At 42.5% G+C, this 26,571-nt stretch carries 20 protein-coding genes; 19 read left to right on the top strand and 1 reads right to left on the bottom strand.

Going from position 1 to position 26,571, the window contains the following annotated elements; translation table 11 throughout:
- The first annotated feature begins 221 nt into the window (after positions 1–221).
- From M8E35_RS10725 to M8E35_RS10785, 13 genes are all read left to right on the top strand, one after another.
- Positions 222–1,418: an HpcH/HpaI aldolase/citrate lyase family protein gene (locus tag M8E35_RS10725; protein WP_252468897.1), complete on the top strand. Its 1,197-nt coding sequence runs from the start codon at positions 222–224 to the stop codon at positions 1,416–1,418.
- Complete coding sequence (locus M8E35_RS10730; RefSeq protein WP_252468899.1) at positions 1,369–2,799, top strand: phosphoribosyltransferase family protein; 1,431 nt, start codon at positions 1,369–1,371, stop codon at positions 2,797–2,799. The genes M8E35_RS10725 and M8E35_RS10730 overlap by 50 nt, the downstream gene beginning before the upstream one ends.
- Before the next feature lie 27 nt (positions 2,800–2,826).
- Positions 2,827–3,945 (top strand): cysteine protease StiP family protein, encoded by a 1,119-nt coding sequence (locus M8E35_RS10735; protein ID WP_252468901.1) that lies wholly within the window; start codon positions 2,827–2,829, stop codon positions 3,943–3,945.
- A gap of 11 nt (positions 3,946–3,956) precedes the next feature.
- Positions 3,957–4,778, top strand: coding sequence for an HAD family hydrolase (locus tag M8E35_RS10740; protein ID WP_252468904.1), 822 nt, complete (start codon positions 3,957–3,959; stop codon positions 4,776–4,778).
- Between the two features lie 287 nt (positions 4,779–5,065).
- Positions 5,066–5,683 carry a TerD family protein gene (locus M8E35_RS10745; protein WP_252468907.1) on the top strand — a complete coding sequence of 206 codons (618 nt, stop codon included), beginning with the start codon at positions 5,066–5,068 and terminating at the stop codon, positions 5,681–5,683.
- A 29-nt stretch (positions 5,684–5,712) separates the two neighbouring features.
- Positions 5,713–6,291, top strand: a complete 579-nt coding sequence (locus tag M8E35_RS10750; RefSeq protein ID WP_252468909.1) for a TerD family protein — start codon at positions 5,713–5,715, stop codon at positions 6,289–6,291.
- A gap of 146 nt (positions 6,292–6,437) precedes the next feature.
- Positions 6,438–7,022 (top strand): TerD family protein, encoded by a 585-nt coding sequence (locus M8E35_RS10755; protein WP_229249099.1) that lies wholly within the window; start codon positions 6,438–6,440, stop codon positions 7,020–7,022.
- Positions 7,023–7,344: 322 nt separating this feature from the next.
- Positions 7,345–9,396 (top strand): hydrogenase 4 subunit B, encoded by a 2,052-nt coding sequence (gene hyfB / locus M8E35_RS10760; RefSeq protein ID WP_252468911.1) that lies wholly within the window; start codon positions 7,345–7,347, stop codon positions 9,394–9,396.
- Between the two features lie 11 nt (positions 9,397–9,407).
- The gene (locus M8E35_RS10765) at positions 9,408–10,355 is read left to right on the top strand and encodes a respiratory chain complex I subunit 1 family protein (RefSeq protein ID WP_252468913.1); all 948 of its coding nucleotides are present in this window, start codon (positions 9,408–9,410) and stop codon (positions 10,353–10,355) included.
- 11 nt (positions 10,356–10,366) lie between these two features.
- Positions 10,367–11,020, top strand: coding sequence for a hydrogenase (locus M8E35_RS10770; protein WP_252469177.1), 654 nt, complete (start codon positions 10,367–10,369; stop codon positions 11,018–11,020).
- Between the two features lie 4 nt (positions 11,021–11,024).
- Entirely contained in the window at positions 11,025–12,488 is a 1,464-nt protein-coding gene (locus M8E35_RS10775) for a hydrogenase 4 subunit F (protein WP_252468915.1), read from the top strand.
- Positions 12,488–14,068, top strand: a complete 1,581-nt coding sequence (locus M8E35_RS10780) for a hydrogenase large subunit (protein WP_252468917.1) — start codon at positions 12,488–12,490, stop codon at positions 14,066–14,068. The genes M8E35_RS10775 and M8E35_RS10780 overlap by 1 nt, the downstream gene beginning before the upstream one ends.
- A gap of 32 nt (positions 14,069–14,100) precedes the next feature.
- Positions 14,101–14,814, top strand: a complete 714-nt coding sequence (locus M8E35_RS10785) for an NADH-quinone oxidoreductase subunit B family protein (protein ID WP_252468919.1) — start codon at positions 14,101–14,103, stop codon at positions 14,812–14,814.
- Between the two features lie 118 nt (positions 14,815–14,932).
- On the opposite strand, the gene M8E35_RS10790 is transcribed toward M8E35_RS10785, so the two are convergent.
- Positions 14,933–16,810, bottom strand: a complete 1,878-nt coding sequence (locus M8E35_RS10790) for a sigma-54-dependent Fis family transcriptional regulator (protein ID WP_252468921.1) — start codon at positions 16,808–16,810, stop codon at positions 14,933–14,935.
- 414 nt (positions 16,811–17,224) lie between these two features.
- Here M8E35_RS10790 and M8E35_RS10795 point away from each other — a divergent pair, with 414 nt between their 5' ends.
- The 6 genes from M8E35_RS10795 (at position 17,225) to M8E35_RS10820 (ending at position 26,567) form a co-directional block, all read left to right on the top strand.
- Positions 17,225–19,018: an aldehyde ferredoxin oxidoreductase family protein gene (locus M8E35_RS10795; protein ID WP_252468923.1), complete on the top strand. Its 1,794-nt coding sequence runs from the start codon at positions 17,225–17,227 to the stop codon at positions 19,016–19,018.
- 209 nt (positions 19,019–19,227) lie between these two features.
- Positions 19,228–19,452, top strand: a complete 225-nt coding sequence (locus tag M8E35_RS10800) for a MoaD/ThiS family protein (protein WP_252468925.1) — start codon at positions 19,228–19,230, stop codon at positions 19,450–19,452.
- Positions 19,453–20,145: a HesA/MoeB/ThiF family protein gene (locus M8E35_RS10805; protein ID WP_252468927.1), complete on the top strand. Its 693-nt coding sequence runs from the start codon at positions 19,453–19,455 to the stop codon at positions 20,143–20,145. It abuts the gene before it with no gap.
- 81 nt (positions 20,146–20,226) lie between these two features.
- On the top strand, positions 20,227–21,468 hold the full coding sequence (locus tag M8E35_RS10810) for a molybdopterin molybdotransferase MoeA (RefSeq protein WP_252468929.1): 1,242 nt from the start codon (positions 20,227–20,229) through the stop codon (positions 21,466–21,468).
- A 33-nt stretch (positions 21,469–21,501) separates the two neighbouring features.
- The gene (locus M8E35_RS10815) at positions 21,502–23,409 is read left to right on the top strand and encodes a molybdopterin biosynthesis protein (protein WP_252468932.1); all 1,908 of its coding nucleotides are present in this window, start codon (positions 21,502–21,504) and stop codon (positions 23,407–23,409) included.
- A gap of 431 nt (positions 23,410–23,840) precedes the next feature.
- On the top strand, positions 23,841–26,567 hold the full coding sequence (locus M8E35_RS10820; RefSeq protein WP_252468935.1) for a molybdopterin-dependent aldehyde oxidoreductase: 2,727 nt from the start codon (positions 23,841–23,843) through the stop codon (positions 26,565–26,567).
- Positions 26,568–26,571: the final 4 nt, after the last annotated feature.

The following is a 26,571-nucleotide window of genomic DNA, read 5'->3' on the forward strand; positions in this document are numbered from 1 at the left end:
TTAAAGCAACTAAAGGAAACTCGCTTTAACGTTTAGTTTAATCCGGGTTTCTTTTATGTTGCCTTAATAATATAGTTGAATTTAGTCAAAATTTAACACAAATTTCACCGAAACTTCACCAAATAGGAAGGAATTAGTAGTAAGCTTGAGATGTGGCTAAGCCACATGTTTTCATTCGAAAATTGAAAGGAGAGAAGTACAGCTTTGGCTAGTACGATTAAGTGAGACATTTTAACTATCTGACAAAAGAGGGTGCAGAAGCCACCTTCTTTAGAGCTCCAGAGGTTTTCGATAATAATACTCCTCGAGGGATTCTTTCCCATGCACTTGGTGCGACGCTTTATATGCCTGGAACCAGAGAAACAATAGCGAAAGATATAATCTCTAAAAAAAATAGGGGACTTGCATCAACCGTGTTTTGCCTGGAGGATTCCATCGGGGATGCAGAGGTGCCTCGTGCCGAGCAGAATATTACAACCCAAGTACAAGAAATTTATAAGGCTTTGAACGAGCAGGAGATCGAACCGATTGATCTTCCCCTCATTTTTATAAGGGTTCGCAGTGCAGAACAGATCCTCAGACTAACGGATAAGATGGGTGACAGTTCAAAGCTTATTACAGGTTTTATCTTTCCGAAATTTACGTCGGAAAGTCATGAATATTTTGAAGCTGTTAAGAGCCTCAATCAACAATCAGTCGGTCCTTTTTACGGAATGCCGATTATTGAAAGTACTCAAGCCATTTATCGCGAATCACGCATCCATGAATTGATGGAAACCAAGCGGCTCTTAGACAGCTATCATGACTTAGTTTTAAATGTTCGAATAGGGGCAACAGATTTTTCCGGGTATTATGGTATCCGTCGAGGACCAGATGTAACCATCTATGATATCACGGTGATCCGTGATTGCATCGCAGATATAATCAACATTTTTGGACGTGTTGAAAGCGATTATGTAATCTCGGGACCCGTTTGGGAGTACTTCTCAAATGGAGGAAGAGTTCTTAAACCTCAGCTTCGTAAGAGTCCCTTTGAACAGTTCCATGATACTCAGGGGAATAATAGAACTAAGATTAGAAGCCAGCTTTTAAATAAATATGTTGATGGTCTAATCCGAGAAGTGATTTTAGACAAGGAAAATGGAATTATTGGGAAAACCATCATTCATCCGAGTCATATCATACCCGTACAATCTTTGTACATTGTCGGGCATGAAGAATATTTAGACGCATTAAGTATCATTGAAAACAGTAATGGCTTGCAAGGCGTGACGAAAAGCCATTATACTAATAAAATGAATGAAGTTAAACCCCATTATAAATGGGCCCAAAAGATCTTGTTAAGAGCAAAGAATTATGGAGTGTTTCATGAACAACACAATTTCATCAGCCTCTTCACCGAAGATATATACGTATAACCTTGAAGGGCAAAGGGTATCCGTTGCCCTGGAAAGCAACCCCTTTGATTTTGACCCTCAGACTTTATTTTCATTAGCGGCTAGAAAGAATAAGAAACGAGGGTTCTTATTTGTAAGCAACGTTCTTGGTAAACATGTGCCTGTTGATCCTTTCGTCCCTTTGCTTGCAGGGTTTGCGCTTGCTGTACAATTCATGAGTAAGATACATAACATCAATCATGTCCATACCCAAGCAATTATACAGGCCCTGAAGAAGAATGAGGATACGAGAAAGGTTTATGAATCCGTAATCACAAAATCGCGCTTTGCCTTGCCCCTGGAAACATTATTTATTGGCTTCGCCGAAACAGCGACAGGACTGGGGCATGCAGTGTTTAGTTTGTTTGATAATGCATATTACCTTCATACAACACGTGAAGAAATACCGCTGTTGCCGGTTGAACTTGACTTTAGTGAAGACCATTCCCATGCTGTTAATCATCGGTGTTATCCGATAGACTCTGAGTTACTTAGAAATCCAAAAACTGTCGTTCTCGTTGATGATGAGATTACGACGGGAAATACTGCTTTAAATATAATTAGGGCAATTCATTTGAAATTTCCCAAAACGAATTATGTTGTCTTATCCCTCTTAGATTGGAGAACGAGAGAAGAAAGGGACAATTATAAAAAGCTGGAGCAACAGTTGGATATTAGAATTGATACTATTTCCCTTTTAGAAGGGGAAATAGAGGTTAGCGGCCAACCCTTTTGTGAGCAAATGGGTCAAAGGGACCTTGTGTCAGAGACTGATTTCCCATTCCCAGAAGGTTTCCCTTTGAATCAAGAACAAAAATTCCTCAACATGCAGGATGTGATTTCGGTTTTTTCCGTAGATTCAAGGGGTAACAGCAGCCTGTCACCGTATCTAAGGTTAACAGGGAGATTTGGACTGTCAAGCAGGGAGGACCGGGAAATTCTGCCTTTGGCAAAGAGGATTGCTGAATCACTAAAGTGCGATAGGGCAGGTGGAAAAACTCTTTGCCTGGGAACCGGCGAATTTATATATTTGCCCATGCTCATCTCAGCTTATATGGGAAATGGAATAAGGTATCATTCCACTACGAGGAGTCCAATCTATCCCTTTCCTAAAGCTCAGTATGGGATTCAAAATGGTTTTGCCTATAACTGTCCTGACAATGAGAGTATCACTAATTACGTTTATAATCTCCCCTTAAACTATTATGATGAGGTGTATTTGTTCCTTGAAAGAGAAGTTAGTCCCGAGGGATTAAATTCCTTGTTGAATGTCTTTCATAAGATAGGTATACCACGACTGGTTTTAGTTATTAGTTCTTCCAGAGCCATCCAAGACTATTTTGTTAAGCAGCAATTAGCATAATGAAAAAAGAAAAGAGGTGACTGTTAGGTGAACGATAAGCTCTTCACTCATCCCATTCCTGAACCCGTGCCAATAGGATGTTATAACCCTAAAGATGTCGTTTTTTTACTTAAAAATCTTAATGGCTTATTGACAGAGACTGATCTTCAAACTCGTGAGCAAAAAATTCAGTCTGGCGGTCATTATTCAGAAATGTTGCCGATAGAATATGAACCAACCAAGGACTATCTCGATCTTTTCTATCAAACACTTCATGAGAGTGCGACTAAAGTTGCCAAGGCAGTGGGTATAGTGTCAGAACGTATTTTTCAGAATAACGGACCAAAGATGGTGCTTGTTTCTTTGGCACGTGCAGGAACTCCCATTGGAATCCTTATTAAACGTTACCTCTTAGAAAAAAAGGGCTTAGATCTGCCTCATTACAGCATTTCAATTATTCGAGGCAGAGGTATTGATGAGAATGCGATACTATATATTCTTCAGAATCACAGGGGTGCAAAAATTCAGTTTGTTGATGGTTGGACGGGCAAAGGGGCAATAACCGAAGTTTTAAGGCAAGCGTGCGCAGATTTTAAAGCTAAATACCAGTTCGAATTAGATAGTGATTTAGCAGTCCTTGCAGATCCAGGGCACTGTGTGAAAACATTTGGAACAAGAGAGGACTTTTTAATCCCTAGTGCTTGTCTGAATTCAACCGTCTCGGGGCTGGTTAGTCGCACTGTATTTCGGACTGATCTAATTGGAGATAAAGAATTCCACGGGGCAAGATTTTATGAAGAACTTCTAAAAGGAGAAGTGTCTAATCTTTTCGTAGATACAATTTCTAAGGAATTTAAAGAGCTGAAACTGCAAGATGCGAAATTCCAGAATATTGATGACAATGCTGAGGTCTCTTGGCAAGGCTTAAAATCATTAACAACGATCAAAGAGAAGTATGGGATTAAAGATATCAACTTTATTAAACCTGGTATTGGAGAAACAACGAGAGTTCTTTTAAGGCGATTACCGGATAGGGTTTTAGTAGATAGTATTGAGAACACCAAATTGAAACATATTATGTTGCTTTGTGAGGATAAAGGAGTTCCGGTTGAAGAGTATCCTTATCTTACCTACTCGTGTTGCGGCATAGTTAAACAAATATCATGATGAATAAAAAGATGTTTGCGAGCGATCTTGATCAAACTTTGATTTATTCATACCGATCAATTATCAACGAAAAGGTTGAGGTGCAAACCCGTCCGGTTGAATGGTTCGAGGATCGATATATTTCTTATATGACTGAAAGCGCCCTAGCTAAATTACAGCAGATTTCTCGAGAGTTTCTTTTCGTGCCAGTAACAACTCGAACTAAACTTCAATATCAGAGGATAAACTTTCTTGAATATAACATTTCATATCAATACGCTGTAACTAGTAATGGCGGAACAATCTTTTATAACGGGATTGAAGATCAAGACTGGATGCGAAAAATTTCTGCTTCTAAAGATAATTGTTTGGAAGCAGAGGATCTCATCAGTAGGTTTAATGAAATAAGACATCCTTCATGGGTAAATCCGGATTCCGGTAAATTAGCGGATGACTTATTTTTTTACTGTTTAATAGAACGTGAAAAAATTCCCATAGCCGAGTTAGCAGCCTTTAAACTATGGGCGAGGGATAAAAACTGGGAGTTATCTATTCAAGGGAGAAAGCTTTATTTAGTTCCCATGAATGTCAATAAGAACGCGGCTGTCCAATATATCAGAGCAAAGGAAGGGATTGACCTGGTTATAGCAGCGGGAGATTCCTTGCTGGATCTGGATATGCTAAAAGCTGCAGATTTTGCTGTCGCACCAGCACATGGAGAATTATATTCCCTTTATTCACAGAGAAATTCTGACTTGGAAATGATAAGATTTACTGAGAAAAGTGGAATTAAAGCTGGAGAAGAGATTTTAGATTGTGTTGATGGTACCCTGTCCCAGGGGTTAGTAGTATAAAATTCATATTAATTGTAAAATATATAATGGTAAACATTGGGTGGAGAGGTAAAATAACTATGTAATAATAAAGGTGATTACTAATTAATGAATTATTAATTGCTGGTTGCAAAATATGTGAAAGTTATGTGAAACATTATGTTTTGGGTTTTTCCCCAAAGCTTTCCTGTGGTAAGATACAAGTATTCCATTATTTTCACATTTTGCTTGAAGAAATAAAGGAAAAAATGAAGAAGTAGAGAAGACAGATGATATAATACCTGGTATCTAAAAAAGGGGGATTCATAGTGGGAATTAATTTGCAAAAAGGGCAAAAGATTGATTTAACAAAAGGAAATCCTGGCTTATCAAAAATAATGGTAGGCTTAGGATGGGATGAAGTATCGAAACCGAAATCGGGAGGACTCCTTGGAGGCCTTTTCGGAGGGGGCAGCGGCGGAAGCGCTTCAATTGACTGTGACGCATCTGCAATCCTTCTCGATCAACAAGAAAAGCTTACTTCTAAAGATCGCTTGGTCTACTTTGGTAATCTGCAAAGCGGTGACAAGAGTGTAAAACATAGTGGAGATAATCTAACGGGTGCTGGGGATGGAGACGATGAGCAAATTAATGTGGAACTAAGCAGTGTCCCTAGCAGTGTACAAAAAATTGTTTTCGTGGTGAATATTTATGATTGTATTAAACGCAAACAGGACTTTGGGCTGATTTCCAATGCCTTTATTAGGGTAGTTAATCCAGTAAATGGGCAAGAATTTTGTCGTTACAATCTAACTGAAAGCTATGCTGGCAAAACGAGCTTAGTGGTTGCAGAAGTATATCGTCACAACAATGAGTGGAAATTCGCCGCCATTGGTGAAGGTACGAATGATGCATCCTTAAGTGAACTTATCCGTCGATATCAATAGTTTCAAAAAATATTAAGGGGGATAATAAAATGGCAATTAGTTTACAAAAAGGTCAAAAAGTAGATCTTACCAAAACAAACCCGGGTCTAACGAAAATTATTATTGGATTGGGTTGGGATGTCAACAAGTATGATGGCGGTAAGGATTTTGATTTAGATTCCTCTGTCTTTATGTTAAATCCTGAAGGAAAAGTCACAGATGAAAAAAACTTTGTCTTTTTTAACAACCCAAAGAGTCCTGACGGTTCAGTGACACATACTGGCGACAATCGTTCTGGTGCTGGTGATGGGGATGATGAGCAAATCAAGGTTGACTTAGCACTCGTCTCTAGTAATGTATCCAAGGTTACCTTTGCGATTACAATTCATGAAGCCCAAGAGCGCAGTCAAAATTTTGGACAAGTTTCCAACGCCTATGTACGAGTTTTAAATGAAGCATCTGGTGAAGAGTTAATTCGTTACGACCTCGGTGAAGACTTCTCAGTTGAGACAGCCGTTGTGGTGGGTGAGCTTTATCGGAATAATGCAGAGTGGAAGTTTAATGCCATCGGCAGCGGTTACCAAAACGGCTTAGCCGGATTGTGTAAAGATTTCGGATTAGACGTATAAATCGGAGGTCGGAGGTCAGAAGCCAGAGGTCGGATGAGTAACAGCTTTATTTCATCTAAAGATTTGATATTAAGCTTTAGTCAATTGGTTTTCTAACTTCAATTTGATATAAAGTATGTCCTAAATGAATAATAAGAGGTGTTTTTATGGCAGTCATTAGTCTTCAAAAAGGACAAAAGATTGACTTAACTAAGGGAAACCCTGGTCTAACGAAGATCATTGTCGGATTAGGTTGGGATACCAACAAGTATTCTGGCGGGTCGGATTTTGACTTGGATGCCTCGGTGTTCTTACTTGATAAAAATGGTAAAGCCGGTGGTATTGAAGATTTCATATATTACAACAACCTCGTTGGGGGTAACGGATCAGTACAACATACAGGCGACAATCTTACTGGAGCAGGTGATGGAGATGATGAACAAGTTAATGTTGATCTGGCCACAGTACCTGCCCATGTAGAAAAGATTGCTTTTACAGTTACAATTCATGATGCAGCACAAAGATCGCAGAACTTTGGTCAAGTATCAAATGCATTTGTGCGCGTTATAAACGAAACCAATGGACAAGAAGTCATGCGATATGATTTAGGAGAAGATTTCTCGGTTGAAACAGCGCTTGTAGTTTGCGAACTTTATCGTCACCAAGGAGAATGGAAGTTTAATGCTATCGGCAGTGGTTTCTCAGGGGGATTGGCTGCCCTTTGCGCAAACTATGGTTTACAAGTAGGTTAAACGTATATATTAAGAGACGCATCCATGATTTGGGGGCGTCTCTTTTCATTCGGTCGTTAACCAAAGAGACATTCCAGCTGGCGTCAAAAGGCTTGAGCTAAAGGATTTTACAAATATCTTAGGAAGATTGTCTTGAAAATGTTGATAACATGGGAAATAAGCTGTTATACGCGCAAATACGACGGAATATTATGATTTTTGGCTTAGAAAGGCTATTTTTGCTGATTGATCTTTATGAAGTAGTTGCTTATGATTAAATTCACATTATCTGCTAATATTAGGATAAATATATTAATTTATACAATTTGGAAGGGGGGTAGAAATGCCAGTATCTGATGAATTATTATTTGTATTTATGTTAGGATCTCTGTTATTAGGAGCCATACTCTCTTATGTCCTGCAAAAGAAACCACACATAAGTATTTTAATGGGTTATTCGTTTGCCAGTTTGGCTAGCCTGTCTGGTATAATTTTAGGTCCGACACTCTTGTTGTCTGAGCGCTCGTTAGAAATAATCTTGCCTTGGTCAATTTTTGGGACTGCCCTTCAATTTAGTGTTGACCCTTTAACAGCGTTTTTTATTACGGTTATCTCGGTCCTCGGTCTATCGGCGTCTATCTTTTCTTATGGCTATGCCAGAGCTTATATTGGCAAACAAAATGTAGGAGTTTTGGGGTTATTTTATAACCTTTTTATCTTATCGATGTTAGCCCTAGTGTCCAGCAGTAATACATTTATGTTTCTGTTTTTTTGGGAGATAATGTCTCTAGTGTCTTATTTCTTGGTAGTATTTGAACATCAGGATTCTCGAGTTCGCCGGGCTGGTTTTATTTATATAGTGATGACACATATTGGCACAGCGTTTTTAATTATCGCATTTTTACTTTTATATAAAGAAACAGGCAGTTATCTTCTTTTTAGTCAATACGCTGGTATATCGCAAAATCTTTCCCCAACTATGAAATCTGTTATCTTTATTCTAGTCACCCTTGGATTTGGGACTAAAGCAGGCATTGTACCCTTACATATTTGGTTACCTAAAGCTCACCCTGCTGCTCCAAGCAATGTTTCAGCCCTCATGTCCGGAATAATGCTAAAAACAGCGATTTATGGATTTATTAGAATCACCTTTGGGGTCTTAGGGACCGGCCCTCTTTGGTGGGGGGTATTAATCCTCATTATTGGGGCAGTATCAGCCTTACTGGGGGTTATGTATGCCTTAATGGAGCATGATATTAAACGTTTGTTGGCCTACCATAGCGTAGAGAATATCGGAATAATTTTATTAGGTATCGGCTCCGCTCTTATTTTTGTTAGCGATGGCCGCCATCATCTTGCTATGATCGGTTTGACAGCGGGCTTATTTCATACGTTCAATCATGCGGTTTTCAAAGGTTTACTCTTTTTAGGAGCCGGAGCGGTTCATTATGCGACACATACGAGAGACATAGAAGAAATGGGTGGGCTTTTAAAAAGAATGCCATGGACGGGATTCTTTTTTCTTATTGGGTCAATTTCAATCTCCGCTATCCCTCCTTTCAATGGTTTCGCCAGCGAGTGGATGACTTTCCAATCATTATTGGGCTTGGGTACGGCAAATCTGGGAGCGGGCATTAATATTATGGGACCAGTTCTAGCAGCTGCTTTAGCCTTAACAGGTGCTCTGGCCGCTGCCTGTTTTGTCAAAGCCTTCGGGATTATGTTTCTTGCCTTACCTCGCAGTACCAAGGCGGAAAAGGCCAAAGAAGTACCTCGCACAATGCTGGTTGGCATGGGTCTATTAGCTTCATTATGCTTTCTCTTTGGGGTTGTGCCCTCGTTGGTTATTGACCTATTGAGTCCTGTTACGGCTAGCCTCCTTAGTGTAGTAACGATTCAGATGGGTGGGTATCGTTGGCTGGCCATTACTTCGCTTATCGAGCAGGGGACAGTTCTTGGAGCCACTTCCATATCCCCTGTAATTATACTGACTGTTTTGATGTTAAGTGCTTTGTCAGTTTATTTAATTTTCAATAGATTTGGCAAGTTTAGAAATACTCGAATTGATGAAACCTGGAATTGCGGGGTAGCTCAAACTTCCAATATGGAGTATACTGCCACCTCTTTTTCTAAACCCATCCGAATCATGTTTCGAGCAATATTGCGGCCAACTAGAAAGATCGAGAAAGAATATGTTCTTAAACCGTATTTTACCAGTCGTATCAAATATAAAGGGGGCATTAAACCCTTTTTTGAAGATACTCTTTACAGACCTCAATTTAAATTTTTCTTAAAATTGGCAAATAAATTTACGGTATTACAATCCGGAAGTATTCAGCTTTATTTATCGTATATCTTTGTTACCTTGGTTGTACTGCTTATTTTTGCGAGATAGGAGGGGATTATGTGCTTCGGGAAGCAGCTGTCGGTGCTTATCAAATGCTCTTGATTGTATTATTTGCACCTTTACTCACAGGAATAATCAAGAAGACTAAGGCTTTTTTTCAAACACGTAAGGGGCCTAGTGTTTTTCAACCCTATTATGATCTTTATAAATATATGCAAAAAGAGTCGGTGGTATCAGAACATGCTTCATGGATTTTTAGAGTAACTCCTCATATTTATCTCACTTCGATGTTAATGGCAGCCGCAATAGTTCCGGTAGTAGCAACTAAAAGCTTTTTAGGCTTCACTGGGGATCTCATTCTTATCATTTACCTCTTCGCTCTTGCTCGATTTTTCTTGGCTCTGGCAGGTTTAGATGCCGGAAGTGCTTTTGGCGGAATGGGCAGCAGCAGGGAAATGGCCGTTGCCGCAATCTCAGAGCCAGCGTTTATGTTGCCGCTCTTTACTATGGCAGTTGCTGCGGGGACGACAAACCTGACGGGAATTGTACAAAGTGTTATCAATGGCGGAGAGGGGGTCTTAACCCTCGCTCATCTAATGTCGTTTGTGGCTTTATTTATTGTGGCTGTTGCGGAAACCGGGCGAATTCCGGTCGATAATCCAGATACTCATTTAGAGTTAACCATGATCCATGAAGGCATGATGTTGGAATACTCAGGTAAGAATCTAGCGTTGCTGTCAGTGGCTGTTTCGATTAAACAGTTGCTGATCTTTACATTGCTGGTTAATATCTTTTTCCCCTGGGGAATAGCTTCCGTCTTTGGGATAGGAGCTTTGATTTTAGGCACCCTGGTGTTTATTTTAAAAGTAACAGTCATAGGGATAATCATGGCTATTGTAGAAACTTCTTTCGCTAAAACCAGGTTATTTAAGGTACCCGATTTACTCCTGGGATCCTTTTTAATAGGCTTAATAGGACTCGTTTCTAAGTTTGTGTTCAGGGGGTAATTTACGTGGAAATGCAAAATTATCAGGGCCTCGTTAATTTCTTAATAGAGCTTGTCTTAGCAACTGTCTTTTTAATCATTATTGCCCGCCGGTTTAATAATGTGATTATGGCGGTGATTATCCAAGGAGTTTTACTCGGGGTTTTATGTATTGCGTTGGGATGGGCGACTGGGAATTATGAGATGTATATCGCTGCGTTACTAACATTAGTGGTGAAAGCGGGGATAATTCCGTTTGTTCTAAATAAAGCTGTCCATAAAGTGGCAATCAACAGGGCAGTAGAATCCTTTCTAAGCTTGAAACTAATGTTTTTGTTTGCCTTTTGTCTCGTTTTCACATCTTATTTAGCGACTGGGCAAGTCATTGGAAACGGATCTGGTCTTATTCACGAGGCGTTGCCAGCTGCCATCTCCATGATGCTGATTGGGTTGTTTCTCATGATAAATCTAAAGTTTCCAATTATGCAAATCGTAGGCTTAGTTGTCATAGAAAATGGAATCTTTTTGGCTGGGATTGGTACAACCCATGGTATGCCTTTGGTTGTTGAGCTGGGAATCTTCATGGATATTTTAGTAGGTGTTTTAATCATGGGTGTGTTAGTGTTCCAAATTAATAGGAGCTTTGACACGATTGACACAAAAAATCTAAGGAATTTACGGGGTTGATTGTATGCCGCTGATTTTACTTGCTCTACCCTTAGTTATAGCACTCTTAAGCATGATGGTTTCGAATAGAAGACTATTAGGGGCTATCAGTATAGTGGGCTCTGCGACGACCGTCTTAACGGCATTACTCATTGCTCGACAGGTTTTTGCCGGCTCTAGTGTGGTTTGGGGTCAATTTATCGTTATTGATGCATTAAGTGCTTTGATTCTTTGTCTGGTCGCCATTATTGGGTTGATGGTTGCTTTGTACTCTGTAGGTTATCTCGCTCATGATATTAGAATAGGGGAGTTTTCAGAAAGTCGAGTCAAATGGTATTATTTTTGGATGTATATCTTTGTATTTACCATGTTTCTCGCGCTAGTATCTGCAAACCTGGGCATCATGTGGGTAGCTGTCGAAGGGACGACGCTTGCTACTGCTTTATTAGTAGGTTTTTACAACAAAAAGAATTCTTTGGAAGCTGCCTGGAAGTACATCATCATTTGTACAGTAGGCATTATTTTTGCTTTGTTCGGAACCCTCCTTTTGCATTATGCTGCTGTTTCGGTGACTGGCGAAAGCGGTTCTTTGGATTGGCAGACTCTGAGACAGGTCGCCGAACGACTTGATCCGATGTTGCTTAAACTAGCATTCATTTTTGCCTTAGTAGGCTTTGGGACAAAGGTTGGTTTAGCGCCTATGCATACTTGGTTGCCTGACGCTCACAGCCAAGCTCCTTCTCCGATCAGTGCAATGCTTTCAGGGGTGCTTTTAAATTGTGCCTTTTATAGTATTGTTCGCTTTCACTTGGTTGTTTCGGAATCCCTGGGGCCGCAGTTCTCATCAAATTTAATTTTAATCTTTGGAGTAGTATCAATTGCTGTTGCCTTACCATTTATTCTTATTCAGCATGACATTAAGAGGTTGCTCGCTTATTCAAGTATTGAGCATATGGGAATTATCGCTGTTGCAGTAGGCTTTGGAAGTAAATTAGCCTTGTATGGTGCTTTCCTGCACATGATTAATCACGCCTTAACCAAATCATCACTTTTTTTCATAGCGGGTAATGTTAGTCAACATTATCACACCAAAAGGATTCTTAGAATAAAAGGATTACTTAAAACAATGCCCGTAACAGGTCCGGCCTTAATGATTGGGGGCTTAGCAATCGCTGGAGCGCCTCCATTTAGTATTTTTACCAGCGAATTTATCATTCTTAGTTCAGGCTTTGCTCAAGGGAGGTACGCGGTTACAAGTTTAATCTTAATCTTAATTACTTTAATCTTTACGGGATTTGTTTATGCGATTAGCAAGATGGCCTTGGGGACACCGCCGACCAGGGTTAAAGTGGGCGAGGATGGGAAATTCGGCAATGCACTTATTCTGATTTCACTAGTACCTGTAGTTGTTTTCGGGGTATACATCCCAGGATTTATAGAAGACATTCTGCAACAAGTAACGACCGTGTTTATAGGGGGGAACCAGTGATGATAAGGCAAGACAGGGTCATTGCTATGATTTCTAGTTGCTTTGGGGAAGGGGTAATCATCGCTAAGGCCCATTTTAATGAGCTTCATCTGGAAATTGATAAGAACGAAATTCCTATCCTGGCTGTTAAATTACGGGATTGGGGCTTCCCTTTAATTCAACTTACGGCTGCAGATGAGCGGGGCAATACCGGGCATTTTCGTCTGTTTTATACTTTTGCCAATGACCTCGAAAATTTTCTGATTGTTGTGAGTGTGTCCATAGCTGAAACCGAGCTGTCTTTTCCTTCGATAACGGAGGTAGTTCCAGCAGCTCATTGGTATGAACGCGAGATTCAGGATCTTTTTGGCTTGGATCCTATTGGGCACCCGGACAAAAGGTGCTTGGCTGTCCATGAAGATTGGCCGGAGGGATTGTATCCCTTGCGTAAGGATTTCAGTTTCGATTTTGAGGTCCCAAGGACGGAGGGCCGGCAATCCTACGATAGGGTTGAAGGTGAAGGAGTAATGCAAGTTCCCGTTGGGCCTATTCATGCGGGAATCATTGAACCAGGGCATTTTCTATTTAGTGCTGTGGGAGATACTGTCATTAATTTGGAGGCCAGGTTATTCTTCACTCATAGAGGAATGGAGAAATTAACTGAAGGAAAAACTCCTTTAGATGCATTTCCAATCGTGGAACGAATCTGCGGGGCTTGTTCTTTTTCTCATGCCACATCTTATTGTCAGGCCATAGAAAAACTCTCTGGAACTGAAGTTTCCACAAGGGTCAATTATATCAGGACGGTAGTTCTGGAACTTGAGCGTTTATATAATCACGTCGGGGATGTTGGAAATATTTGTGCAGGGGTTGGTTTCGCTTTCGGAACGATGCATGGAGCACGTCTGAAAGAAGATATCATGAGACTCAACGAAACAGTTTTTGGAAGCAGGTTCTTGAGAGGAATTAATACCCCCGGTGGGGTTAGAAGGGATATTTCAGTTCTAGACAGTGACCTCATTTTAGCTACGTTAGATAAACTTGAACTTGAGTTTAGAGAGTTAGTTGAAATTCTGTTAGATACTAATTCCTATATGGATAGAGTCCAGACTACCGGTATATTATTCAATCAGATTGCCAGGGACTTGCATGCAGTCGGACCAGCAGCAAGAGCTTCAGGCGTTGATCGGGATGTGCGGCGGGACCATCCTTATGCCGCTTACAATTGCGTTTCATTCAAAGTGCCAGTTTATGAGCAAGGGGATGTTTTAGCCAGGGTCAAAGTGCGGATTGATGAAACCTATGAATCCATCAACATCATTAGACAGATTCTAGCATCGATGCCCAATGGTAAATTAATTCAAACCTTAGGAGAGATGATTCCCTACAATTATGCTGTAGGAATGACAGAGTCCGCTAGGGGAGAAAATGTACATTTTATCATGATAGGTAAGGATCAAACAATATATCGCTATATGGTGCGATCAGCGTCCTATGTTAATTGGCCGGTGATTCCTTCAACGGTACCAGGAAATATCATTCCTGATTTTCCGGTAATTAACAAGAGTTTTGAGCTATGTTATTCTTGTCTGGATAGATGATGCTATGAGTATGTTTTAATAGGAGGGCTATGATGCTCAGACTTTTTCGCAAGAGCTTAAAGACAGGTACAGTTACGACGGACTATCCGCAAACTCCAAGTGTTCCGGGGACTGGTTTTCAAGGGTTGCCGGTATGGCAGGTGCAAAGTTGCGTTCAATGTGGTCAGTGTGCAGACATATGTCCAACAAAGGCCATAAAATTGCAAAGCGGAAAGAAGGAAGCCTTTTGGATAGTAGATCCCAAGAAATGTATTTTTTGTGGGTACTGTGTTGAGGTTTGTACCCGCGCAATTGTTCAAGGTGAGCAATATGAATTCGTGGAAAGTGTTGATAGAGCTCCTCAAGTTCAGGCTTTTAAACATTCAGTTCACATACGACACCTTGATTCAGGGTCTTGTAATGCCTGTGACTGGGAAATGACGACTCTGACAGGGCCTGTTTACGATATACAACGTATGGGCTTTGATTTTGTGGCCTCTCCCCGTCATGCCGATGTGTTAATGGTAACTGGGCCAGTAACTAGAAACTTAGAAATTGCAGTGCATAAGACTTTTGCGGCGACCCCCGCGCCAAAAATTGTATTAGCTGTCGGGACATGTGCCTGCAGTGGGGGGATTTGCGGTAAAAGCTATGCCAGCTCCGGGGGAGTCAATAATATCATACCGGTAGATGTCTTTATACCAGGCTGTCCACCGCGGCCGCAAGCCTTGATTCAAGGCTTGCTCAAAGCTGTAGGCAGAGCTTAAATACAAGAAATTCCCTCTGTCCCCTCTGCATATAATAAATAATCCCTGGAGCCCGCAAAAACTAGGCTTCCAGGGATTATTTGTTTTTAGGATTCTTTATTCACTGAAGATACAGGACTTAAAACTTAATATCAAGCTCTTTTATCTTTCTGTAGAGCGTATTTCGTCCAATCCCAAGAAGCTTAGAGGCTGGCGCGATTTTTCCCTTGGTTTGGGTTAGTGCATAGAGGATTGCTTGTTTAGTATGTTGATCAAGCAAGGGTTCGGTTGAGGCTGACGATTCAGATTTACCCAGGTTCTGCACGATTTCGTCGGGTAAGTCAGCTACCGTTAGAAGAGGGCCTTCTGCTAAACCTACCATGCCCTCAATACAGTTTTCCAATTCTCGGACATTACCAGGCCAGTGATGGGACAATAAATGAGTATATACTTCCTCTTGAACTCCTAGTGGAGGAAGATCAAGGGATGTACATGTTTTATCGATAAAATACGGAACAAACTCTAAAATGTCTTCAGAACGTTCGCGTAATGGAGGTAATTCTAAAGTGACGACTTTCAGGCGATAGTATAAATCCAGACGGAATTTTTCCGCAGCGACTAGGGCAGTAAGATCCTTGTGGGTTGCTGCAATAACTCGTACATCTATTTTAATCGCCTTTGTATCTCCTATTCGAGAAACTTCTTTTTCTTGGAGTACTCGAAGGAGTGCAACTTGAACATTTAAGGGCATGTCTCCAATTTCATCAAGGAAAATAGTCCCTTTGTTTGCTAATTCAAATTTACCGGGTTTTCCTCCCCTGCGCGCTCCAGTGAAGGCACCCTCAACATAGCCAAATAACTCACTTTCGATGAGTGAGGCTGGGAGTGAGGCACAGTTTAAGGCGACAAAAGGTCCTTCGCTGCGTGAGCTAAGTTGATGGATTGTATGAGAAATAATCTCCTTGCCAGTTCCGCTTTCTCCATGAATGAGCACAGAAGAGTGGGTTGAGGCAATTTTGGAAGCTCGTGCCAAAGTTCGCTGGGAAAGCTGGCTGGTCCCTATCCACGTAATATTGGACAGAGGAGCTTTCTTTGAGATTTGCAACGTTCCTACTGCGCCCAGTGATTGACCGGCTTCATTGACTACCTGATTTAAGTGGGAGGTAATTTCTTTCCCTGAGCTATCTTTTAAATGGAGATTCAGGGAATGTCCGTTCAACATCCATCCTTTTGGCGTACTAAAAACTTCGCCAGCGAGTCGCCCAATGATATCTTCTTGTCTGCGGCCAAGCAGTCCGGCACCGTAGGAGTTGATGTTAGTAATGACGCCATTTTGATCAATAGCCAGAAATCCTTGTTGCAATAGTGAGGAAGCTAACTTGGAACCTTCTTGGTAAAATTTTAATTGGTTTTCCAGCTCGAAAAGTCGCAAGTTTTTTTCGATCATACTCGCACCCATCATGGCAATATTTAAAATCTTTTGACGGTCTGGATTAGCATCTCCGCTAATATCTAAAACCCCAAGCGGGGTACCCTGGCTACTTTGAATTGGGGCAGCCCAACAGGCCAAAAAATGATTATCATGCACAAAGTGCTCCCAACCAAAGACGGACATGGGGGCATTATCGCGGAGGGCAGTTCCAATGGCATTAGTCCCTCGGATTTCCTCACTCCAACTGGCACCTGGACTTAGATTTACTTTTTGAGCTTTACTCATAAAGGGCGCATCTCCGACGGCCTCGATAATGTAGCCATCGTTATCACCCAACAACACGGTATAATTAGTATTTCCAAGCAAGCTGAAAATGTATGGCAAAACGGGTTCACTCGCTCTGATCAGGGTGTCTTGTGCCTCGCGGCGTTCACTTAAGCGCGGAGTAGAAAGAATATCCTGATGAGAAATTAGAGTATGGTCTACATGATACTCAATGCTTCTTTGCCAGGAACGATAGATGGTAGGAGATACTTCGGATTCAACGCTCTCGCCATTTATAAAACGTTTCCAATAGTTATCCATATATCGCTTTCCTTTCCTCTCTGACATGGTTTTTTTTGTCTTTAATATTTTCACAATACCATATCTGTTCAATTCAAACAACTAGTCCAAAAAATATAAATATTCCATTAGTGTTCTATATTGGGACATATTATCCGAGTAAAATGCTCAAATAGGGAACACTTTTAGCGCAACATAATAATAATGGTCATCTACATATCCTTGGAGGGCACTTTAATGAAAATAAACTTGCTTGTTTTAATTTGTTTTAATTTGTTTTATTTTGATATAGTTAGATTTATTAGAATATTTAAATCTATTTTTTTGATTGTTAAAAATGGCATGAATATTGCTATATCTCTATATGAGAGAAAGATTTATTCTCTTAAGAAAAGGTTTAGTAAAAATATTTTATAGAAATAAGGGGGAAGATTCATGGGTGGGTATACTGGGAAAATATTAAGAATTAATCTCACAGAAGGAAAAACTAGTACTGAGCCTTTAAGCATGGAACTTGCAAAGAAATATTTAGGCGGGCGGGGTCTTGCTGGCAAAATGTTTGCGGATGAGGTAGCTTCAGATGTAGATGCGCTTTCTCCAGCGAACAAGTTGTTTATTGCTTCTGGAGTGCTGACTGGTACAAACGCCCCAACTCCATCAAGGTATATGGTTGTGACCAAGTCTCCTCTGAATGGGGTTATCGCATCTTCGAATTCTGGGGGATATTGGGGTGCAGAACTCAAATTTGCTGGTTATGATATGCTTGTCTTGGAAGGCAAGTCAGATCATCCTGTCTATATTTCCATTAAGGATGGACAAGTGGAAATCAAGGACGCAGGCAAGGTTTGGGGTAAGGATGTTTATGAGACAACTGATGCTTTAAAACAAGAATTTGGAGATGACAAAGCGAAAGTTTTAGCCATCGGACCAGCTGGAGAAAATCTTTCCTTAATGGCAGCGATTGTAAATGACCTCTATCGGGCTGCAGGGCGTACTGGGGTAGGCGCTGTTATGGGATCTAAAAACGTTAAAGGGATTGTAGTCCGTGGAACAGGAAAAGTAGAGAATGCGAATCCTGACCAAATGAAAGAAGTCGTTGCTAATTCCTTGAAGAAAATTCGGGAAAATGGCGTAACAGGACAAGGGCTCCCAACTTACGGATCGGCTGTGCTTGTCAATATTATCAATGAAACAGGAGTATATCCGGTCAATAACTTCCAAGGTTCCTATGATCCTGAGGCAGATTTAATCAGCGGAGAAACCTTGACTGAGAAATATTTGCTTAAGAAGCATCCTTGTTATCGTTGCCCCATTGCATGTGGTCGCTATAGTAAATGGGATGGCAAAGAAGGGGCAGGCCCAGAGTATGAAACTGCTTGGGTCTTTGGTTCAGATTGTGGTATCCACGACTTTGATGCAATTCATGAGGCTAACGATTTATGTAACAAACTAGGTTTAGACACTATTTCTGTCGGTGGAACAATTGCAGCGGGAATGGAACTCGTTCAGCGCGGCTACATTAAACCAGAAGAACTCGATGGTACACCGTTAGAGTTTGGCAATGCTAAAGGCATGGTTGAATGGGTACGAAAAATCGCTTATGTTGAAGGATTGGGAGCCAAAATGGCGATGGGTTCTTATAATCTAGCAGAAAGCTATGGCGCCCCGGAACTTTCAATGAGCGTTAAGAAGCAAGAACTGCCAGCCTACGACCCACGTGGCATACAAGGGCAAGCCTTATCCTATGCAACAAGCAACCGTGGAGGATGTCACGTTCGCGGGTACATGATTTCTCCGGAAATTTTGGGGCTTCCAGAAAAACTTGATCGTAATTCCCTCGAAGGAAAAGCGACATGGACTAAGATTTTCCAAGATCTCACAGCCGTTATTGATGCTGTAGGACTCTGTTTGTTCTCTTCCTTCGCACTGGGCTTAACTGATTATACATCACTCGTAAATGCTGTGACTGGTTTTAATTATACCGATGAGGAGCTTCTAGCTTGTGGAGAACGAATTTGGAATATAGAGCGTTTACACAACCTGAAAGTTGGATACTCTGCTGCCGATGACACCTTGCCTAAACGTTTATTAAACGATCCAATTCCTTCCGGTCCTTCAAAAGGACAAATGCATAACTTGCCTGAGCTTCTGGTACAGTACTATGCTGAACGCGGATGGGATAAAGCAGGTGTGCCAACCCCAGAGCGTCTAAATATGCTGGGAATCTAGGATTTTCAAGCATAGGTTAGAAATCCGAAACTAAAACTGTTGTTACGAACTTAGACTAGACGGTAATCGATGAACAAATATTGAGGGGGGACCTTTTTTTAGGGTCTCCCCTTGAAGTCATGGTATACTAGAACAAATAATCATCATCTGCAAGATGTGCAAATAACTATCGGCTTTCCAGGGTATATAACAGAGAGGGGGGTAGTGAAATGCGTGTGACGGTTAAACTATTTGCGACGTTTCGAGATGGTCGTTTTAAAGTTGAAGAGAAAAATCTTTCAGAAGACAGTCGGGTTCTTGATGTCCTCCAACTGTTGAATATTCTGCCGGAAGAAGTGGCCATTTGTTTGGTTAATGGCCGGGATGTTAAGGAACAGCACCTCTTGAACGATGGAGATACTATTGCACTCTTTCCACCTGTGGGAGGGGGCTAAATGACGATAGAAGGTCGTTACGTTCGAAACAAGAAAACTTTGACTGATGAGGATCAGCATAAACTGGCAAACTCATGTGTTGCAATCGTGGGCTGTGGAGGGCTTGGCGGTTATATAGCCGAAGAGCTCGCACGAATCGGAGTTGGTCGATTAGTGCTGATTGATGGGGACCGCTTAGAGGTTAGTAATCTCAATCGCCAGATTATGGCGACCGAACTGAATATCGGGCAGTGGAAGGTGGAAGCTGCCCGGGACAGATTGCGAAGTGTAAATTCTGAGGTGAAAGTGGAAATTATTAAAGAGTGGTTTAAGGAGGAAAAGGGACCGGAAATGTTTCGAGAAGTCGACTTGGTTTTTGATGCTCTTGACTCCCTAGCTACTCGAGTCGAGTTGGAAAGGGTCTGTCACCGCCTTAAGTTACCACTGGTTTTTGCTAGCATTGCTGGGTGGTTTGGCCAAATAGGAGTTAGTTTACCCGGGGATTTTAGCGTCTCGCGCTTATTTGGGAATGGGGAACGGGGAGTAGAGAGTACGTGGGGCAATCCTGCGTTCACGCCCGCTGTCTTAGCAAGCCTAAGTGTAGCAGAGGGTGTAAAATTATTGGCAGGACGTATGCCTGCCCTGCGCAGGGCATGGTTGCAGGTGGATTTACTTACTATGGAATTTGAACGCTTTGAAATCAATAATACATAATTTTTCATTTTGGGTTTAGTACTTTAAAATTCTGCCTTTTTCTATATGACAAAAATATGATCGTGGAAGGTGTAATAGAGCATGGGAAGCAGCAGTGAATTATTTAAGGTCCAAACGTTGGCTGAGGCAATCGACTCATTAAAACCCTATGTTCTCTCATTTTATCAGCGGGTTGAAAAGATACCTTTGGCTGAATCACTGGGACGTATTCTAACGCAGGATATTCCAGCGACCTGTGCGTTACCTCATTTTCGTAAATCTACGATGGATGGGATGGCTGTTCGAGCGGCAGATACATTTGGTGCCAGTGAAAGTATGCCAGCCTTAATAGAGTGTTGTGGCGAAATACGAATGGGTGAAGCTCCCTCAAAAACACTGGAACAGGGGACGGGACTACTAATGCCCACAGGCGGAATGCTTCCTGAGGGAGCGGATGCAGTTGTGATGGTTGAACGGCTTGAACACTTTGGGGAAACTCTTTATGGTGTCACGAAGGCCGTTGCACCTGGAGAAAATCTCATTGACATTGGGGAAGATCTGGTCGAAGGGGAAATTATTCTTTCTGAATTTACACGAATCAGAGCCCAGGAAATGGGACTCCTGGCGTCTCTTGGACTGGCTTATGTTCCGGTATTACCTCGTTTTCACGTCGGGATTCTTTCGACTGGGGATGAAATCATTCCTCCTGAACAAGAACCTTTGCCTGGTCAGTCAAGAGATATTAACGGCTATACCTTGCTGGGTCAGGCCTTAGCAAGTGGTGCAGATGCTCGCTATTACGGAATAGTGAAAGATGATTTGGAAGAGCTCCGTAAAGTGCTTGCCCAGATGTTAAAGGAAAATGATGTTGTTTTGCTCTCCGGCGGGAGTTCGGTAGGGTTACGTGATCTATCCGCCCAACTTATCGGCGAATTAGGAGAGCCGGGACTGCTTTTTCATGGTTTAGCACTTAAGCCAGGTAAGCCAACGATCGGTGGGGTGGTTGATGGCAAATTAATTTTCGGACTTCCAGGACATCCTGCCTCGGCGATGGTCGTTTTTGACACACTCGTTCGTCCGTTGTTGGATGGTTCATTGTTAAACCCCCAAGTTGATCCTCTGCCAAAAGGGGCCTTATCCCAAAACTTATATTCAGGAAGCGGGCGTGAGGAGTTTGTACGAGTTAGGATCATACCGAAGGGTGAAGGATGGCAGGTTGAGCCGGTTCGAGGAAAATCCGGCTTAATAAGAACAATGGTACTAGCTGATGCCATAGTTCACATTCCCTTAGATACAGAAGGTATTGAAGCAGGGAAAGAGGTTTCTTTCCGGCTCTTGCGTTAAAATATAACTGTCTTGAAGAGGAGGTAAAGAAACTTGGAACGACAAATATATCTTGAAAATACGGCTTGGCAAGAAGGTCTAAAGTTAATGATGGACAAGCTTGCCGGGCGTTGTCTTCCCCAAAACGAATCGATAGATGTTCGTCTAGCATTGCATAGAATCACGGGGGCAATTGTCAGAGCCAAAAAAAGTTCGCCTCATTTTGCGGCTTCAGCGATGGACGGATATGCTGTTAGGGCTAAGGATACCCATGGAATCTCGGAGCGTGAGCCTCGTTGGTTAGAACTTGGAGTTCAAGCAATTCAAGTAGATACTGGTGATCCGCTTCCTGAAGGAATGGATGCAGTCGTCATGCTCGAAGATGTCTTGGAATTGGGCGAAAAGGGAATTCTGCTCCAAGCACCTATCGTTCCTTGGAATCATGTTCGCCCAGTAGGGGAGGATATTGTTGAAGGGGAAGTGCTGCTGCCTATTCATCACCGCATTCGGCCTCAAGACCAGGGGGCATTACTGGCTGCTGGGGTTATAGAGGTTGAAGTCCGATGCAAACCTAAGGTAGGAATCTTGCCGACTGGTGATGAAATCCGGCCCGTTGAAGCTGATCTGCAGGTGGGAGATATTGTAGACAGTAATTCGACTGTGCTTGCTTCCTTAGTGGAAGAATGGGGTGGATCTGCAACGATATGGCCGATTACACCGGATAAACAAGAGCAACTGGAAGCTGCAATCTTGCAAATGGCAGCTTCTCAGGATATTCTAGTCATCATTGCCGGATCATCCCAGGGGCGGGACGATTATACGTCTCATTTAGTTGGCAAGCATGGAACCCTTTATCTGCATGGTGTTGCCATTAAACCAGGCAAACCTGTTGTCTTAGGAGAAGTTCAAGATAAGCCTGCTATTGGGATCCCGGGCTATCCGGTGTCGGCTTACTTGACCGCGCATTTATTTTTGGAACCTTGGGTGAAGCATTATCAAGGTTTGGGTAAAGATACTCAGACTTCGTTAGATGCTGTGATCAGTAAAAAAGTCTTTTCCTCACTCGGCAGCGAAGAGTTCGTGCGGGTTAAGGTGGGGAAAGTCGGAGAGCGTTGGGTTGCCGCTCCTTTGAGCAGAGGGGCGGGTGTCACGATGAGCTTGGTAAGGGCGGATGGGATGCTCCGGGTTCCTCGCTTACAGGAAGGGTTTCACGAGGGAGAAACAGTGCCAATAGAACTTTTGCGCCCTGTTTCGGAGTTGGAAGAAACTCTCGTATGCATTGGCTCCCATGATCTTACCCTGGATGTTTTAAGCAGTCATATGAAGGCTAGAGGCGGGTATGGGGGCATTGCTTCAGCACATGTAGGCAGTCTTGCTGGAATTCTGTCCTTGCGCAAAGAGGAAGCCCATTTCGCAGGAATTCACTTGCTCGATCCTGAGACAGGGGAATACAATCACGCCTATTTAAAACGGTTTTTACCGGGAAGAGATATCGCCTTGATGAACTTGGTCTATAGGACTCAAGTTCTTATCGTACCCAAAGGTAACCCGCTGAATATTAAGACCCTGGCGGATTTTACTAAGCCGGGTGTTCGATTTATTAATCGTCAGGGCGGTTCCGGGACCCGAGTGCTTTTTGATTTCTTGCTCCAGCAACAAGGGCTTAGCAAAGAGCAAATTTTAGGGTATGAGCGAGAAGAATTTACGCATTTAGCGGTTGCTATAGCAGTTGCCTCGGGGGCAGCCGATGTTGGATTGGGTATTCAAAGTGCGGCGGAAGCCTTGGGCTTAGATTATGTTGTGATTGGTGAAGAACGATATGATCTGGCAATTCCACGTGAATATCTTGAAGAACCCCGCATGAAGGCGATGATTTCTGTTATCCAAAGTAAAGCCTTCCAAGAGGATGTTCTGGCACTTGGCGGGTATGATGTCCGAGAGACCGGGGTATTTTACGCATAATCAATCGCTTTCGTCTTTAACATTGTCGATAATTTAATTAAAAGCACCTTCCTAATGATGGGGAGGTGCTTTTAAATTTGTGCGATGAATATGTCAAGCGCGAATGCTCTTCTCACTGTCATGTATATATTCCATAATTTAGCTGTTATTTTTCGACAAATTATTCCAATTAGTAGTGCTGTTTTATGTGTGGAAATACATCTGGATCGGCAAATATGGAATTGTCGAAATATTGGCATGAATATTGCATAGATCATAAGTATATCCAAGTAGAACAAATAATATCAAACTAAACCAAATTAAAAAATTGTCGCTAATGACAAGAGAAAAAGAAATGGAGGTTTGGAAATTCGACAAGACAATAACTCGATAGACTTAATGAAGTAACCAGAACAGAGAGTAAATGTGATTTAGAAAAGGAGAGAAAAAGATTGATTAAAAAACATGTCATTATTAACGGTGTCCCTCAGACATTGATAGTCGATGGTGAAGTGACCCTAGCAAATGTGTTGCGGGGACAACTGCACATGACCGGAACGAAAATTGGGTGCGGAAAAGCTCAATGCGGTGCCTGTTCTGTCATTGTGGATGGAAAAGTCATCCGGTCTTGTGTTACAAAAATGAAACGAGTAGCCGATGATGCTCAGATTACTACGATTGAAGGCGTAGGTACCAAGAATAACTTACATCCCGTACAGCTGGCATGGATGGTCCATGGAGCTGCTCAATGCGGTTTCTGCAGTCCAGGATTTATTGTATCTGCTAAACAGCTCTTAGATGATAATACCAATCCTACAAGAGAAGACGTCCGCGACTGGTTCCAAAAACACAGAAATGCCTGCCGTTGCACAGGGTACAAACCCTTGGTTGACGCGGTTATGACTGCAGCCAAGTTGATTCGCGGCGAGATGAAGACCGAAGATCTATGGGAAAAACTGCCGTCCAGTGGTTCTATCTGGGGAAGCAATTACATTCGTCCATCCGCTTTGGCCAAGGTTACCGGTACTTGTGACTTTGGCGCAGATTTAGGGGTTAAAATGCCTTGTGGTACTCTGCAGTTGAAACTGGTTCAGGCCAAGGTTTCTCATGCCAATATTATATCTATCGATACCTCTGAAGCTGAAAAAATGCCTGGTGTATATAAAGTTATCACTCATAAAGATGTCAAAGGCAAAAACCGGATTACCGGCTTAATCACCTTTCCGAATAACAAAGGGGATGGTTGGGACAGGCCGATCCTTTGCGACGAAAAAGTGTTCCAATTTGGTGACGCCATCGCCATTGTAGCGGCCGATACCGCTGAGCATGCTCAAGCTGCAGTTGACAAAGTTAAGGTGGAGTTGGAAATTCTCCCTGCCTACATGAGTGCCCCAGCAGCCATGGCAGACGACGCTATCGAGATTCATCCCGGAACTCCTAACGTTTATTGGGAAACCAAGGTGATTAAAGGCGAGGAAACAGCTCCTCTGATGGAAAAAGCAGATATAGTTGTTCAAGACGACTTTTATGTAGGACGCCAGCCCCACCTGCCCATCGAGCCTGACGTTGGTTTTGCCTTTATTGATGAAGAGGACCGCGTAGTGATTCATTCCAAAAGCATCGGCATTCATCTCCATCAGGCTATGATTGCCCCGGGGCTGGGACTGGAACTAGACAAATTGGTTATCGTACAAAATCCCTCTGGCGGTACCTTTGGTTATAAGTTCAGCCCAACCATAGAAGCCTTACTAGGGGTAGCTGCGTTGGCTACAGGTAAACCTGTATTCTTGGAGTTTGACTACTATCAACAAATTACTTACACCGGGAAACGTTCACCGTTCTTTATCAATCTTAAATACGGGGCTACTAAAGAAGGTAAACTGGTTGCCATGGAAGCCGATTGGAGCTGCGATCATGGTCCGTATTCTGAGTTTGGTGATCTGGTTACCCTGCGGGGCAGCCAATTCATTGGCGCCGGTTATATGATTCCTAATATTCGCAGCAATGGCCGAACTGTCTGCACAAATCATGCTTGGGGTTCGGCTTTCCGGGGTTACGGATCTCCGCAGAGCCTGTTCGCAACCGAGGTATTGATGGATGAACTGGCCGAAAAACTAGGGATGGACCCCTTTGAGCTGCGTTACAAAAACGTTTACAGACCTGGTGATACTACTCCTACCGGCAGTGAGCCTGACGTACACAGTATGGTGGAAATAATGGATAAACTTAAGCCCCTCTATGATGCAGCTAAGAAAAAGGCCGAAGCTGAATCCACTGCCGACAAGAAACGCGGCGCAGGCATCTCTCTCGGCGTCTACGGTGCCGGTCTGGATAACCCCGACGGTTCAGAGGCTTGGGCTGATTATACTGAAACCGGTGTCACAATTTTCAACGGTTGGGAAGATCACGGCCAAGGTGCGGACATGGGGACACTGGCTACTTCCCACGAGGCCTTGCTTCCCTTGGGAATTAAACCCGAACAAATCAAATTGGTTATGAATGACACCTCTAAAGTCCCCGCCAGCGGACCTGCCGGTGGCAGCCGTTCGCAAGTAATGACCGGCAATGCCATCAAAATTGCTTGCGAAGAACTGTTAAAAGCAATTCAAAAACCCGATGGAACTTACCGGACCTATGCAGAACAGGTTGCAGCTGGGTTACCAACCCACTTTGTAGGCAAATATAGCACTCCAGCCGGGTATAATGGTTGTGACCTTGAAACCGGACAAGGAGTCCCCTTCACCACTTATATGTATGCAGCGTTCCTCTCTGAAGTGGAAGTCGATGTCAAGACAGGTAAAACCAAGGTTCTTGGCATGAACGGAATATTTGATGTTGGCACCCTTGCTAATAAGCTAGTCGTTGACGGGCAAATGTTTGGCGGAATGGTACAAGGTATTGGCTTGGCCCTCAGCGAAGATTTCGAAGATCTTAAAAAGCATATTGATCTGGTTAGCTGCGGTTTGCCCTTCATTAAAGACGCACCTGACAAACTTGTCGTCGATTATGTTATGACTCCAAGAGAACATGGTCCCTTTGGAGCTTCTGGTGCTGGTGAAGCACCGCTGACCTCTCCTCATGCTTCCATCATTAATGCAATTACAAACGCCTGCGGGGTAAGGATTACCAAGTTACCAGCCCTGCCTGAAAAAGTACTTGCGGGATTAAAGGCTCAGTAATAAT

This window comes from Desulfosporosinus nitroreducens (assembly GCF_023897015.1).
Taxonomy (GTDB): Bacteria; Bacillota; Desulfitobacteriia; order Desulfitobacteriales; family Desulfitobacteriaceae; genus Desulfosporosinus; species Desulfosporosinus nitroreducens.

Bases quoted from the DNA above. Each gene is read 5' to 3' on its own strand.
- hyfB (WP_252468911.1), top strand. From the start codon at position 7,345: ATGCCAGTATCTGATGAATTATTATTTGTATTTATGTTAGGATCTCTG.
- M8E35_RS10790 (WP_252468921.1), bottom strand. From the start codon at position 16,810: ATGGATAACTATTGGAAACGTTTTATAAATGGCGAGAGCGTTGAATCC.
- M8E35_RS10780 (WP_252468917.1), top strand. From the start codon at position 12,488: ATGATAAGGCAAGACAGGGTCATTGCTATGATTTCTAGTTGCTTTGGG.
- M8E35_RS10785 (WP_252468919.1), top strand. From the start codon at position 14,101: ATGCTCAGACTTTTTCGCAAGAGCTTAAAGACAGGTACAGTTACGACG.
- M8E35_RS10775 (WP_252468915.1), top strand. From the start codon at position 11,025: ATGCCGCTGATTTTACTTGCTCTACCCTTAGTTATAGCACTCTTAAGC.
- M8E35_RS10810 (WP_252468929.1), top strand. From the start codon at position 20,227: ATGGGAAGCAGCAGTGAATTATTTAAGGTCCAAACGTTGGCTGAGGCA.
- M8E35_RS10750 (WP_252468909.1), top strand. From the start codon at position 5,713: ATGGCAATTAGTTTACAAAAAGGTCAAAAAGTAGATCTTACCAAAACA.
- M8E35_RS10800 (WP_252468925.1), top strand. From the start codon at position 19,228: ATGCGTGTGACGGTTAAACTATTTGCGACGTTTCGAGATGGTCGTTTT.
- M8E35_RS10805 (WP_252468927.1), top strand. From the start codon at position 19,453: ATGACGATAGAAGGTCGTTACGTTCGAAACAAGAAAACTTTGACTGAT.
- M8E35_RS10770 (WP_252469177.1), top strand. From the start codon at position 10,367: ATGCAAAATTATCAGGGCCTCGTTAATTTCTTAATAGAGCTTGTCTTA.
- M8E35_RS10730 (WP_252468899.1), top strand. From the start codon at position 1,369: ATGAACAACACAATTTCATCAGCCTCTTCACCGAAGATATATACGTAT.
- M8E35_RS10740 (WP_252468904.1), top strand. From the start codon at position 3,957: ATGTTTGCGAGCGATCTTGATCAAACTTTGATTTATTCATACCGATCA.
- M8E35_RS10755 (WP_229249099.1), top strand. From the start codon at position 6,438: ATGGCAGTCATTAGTCTTCAAAAAGGACAAAAGATTGACTTAACTAAG.
- M8E35_RS10795 (WP_252468923.1), top strand. From the start codon at position 17,225: ATGGGTGGGTATACTGGGAAAATATTAAGAATTAATCTCACAGAAGGA.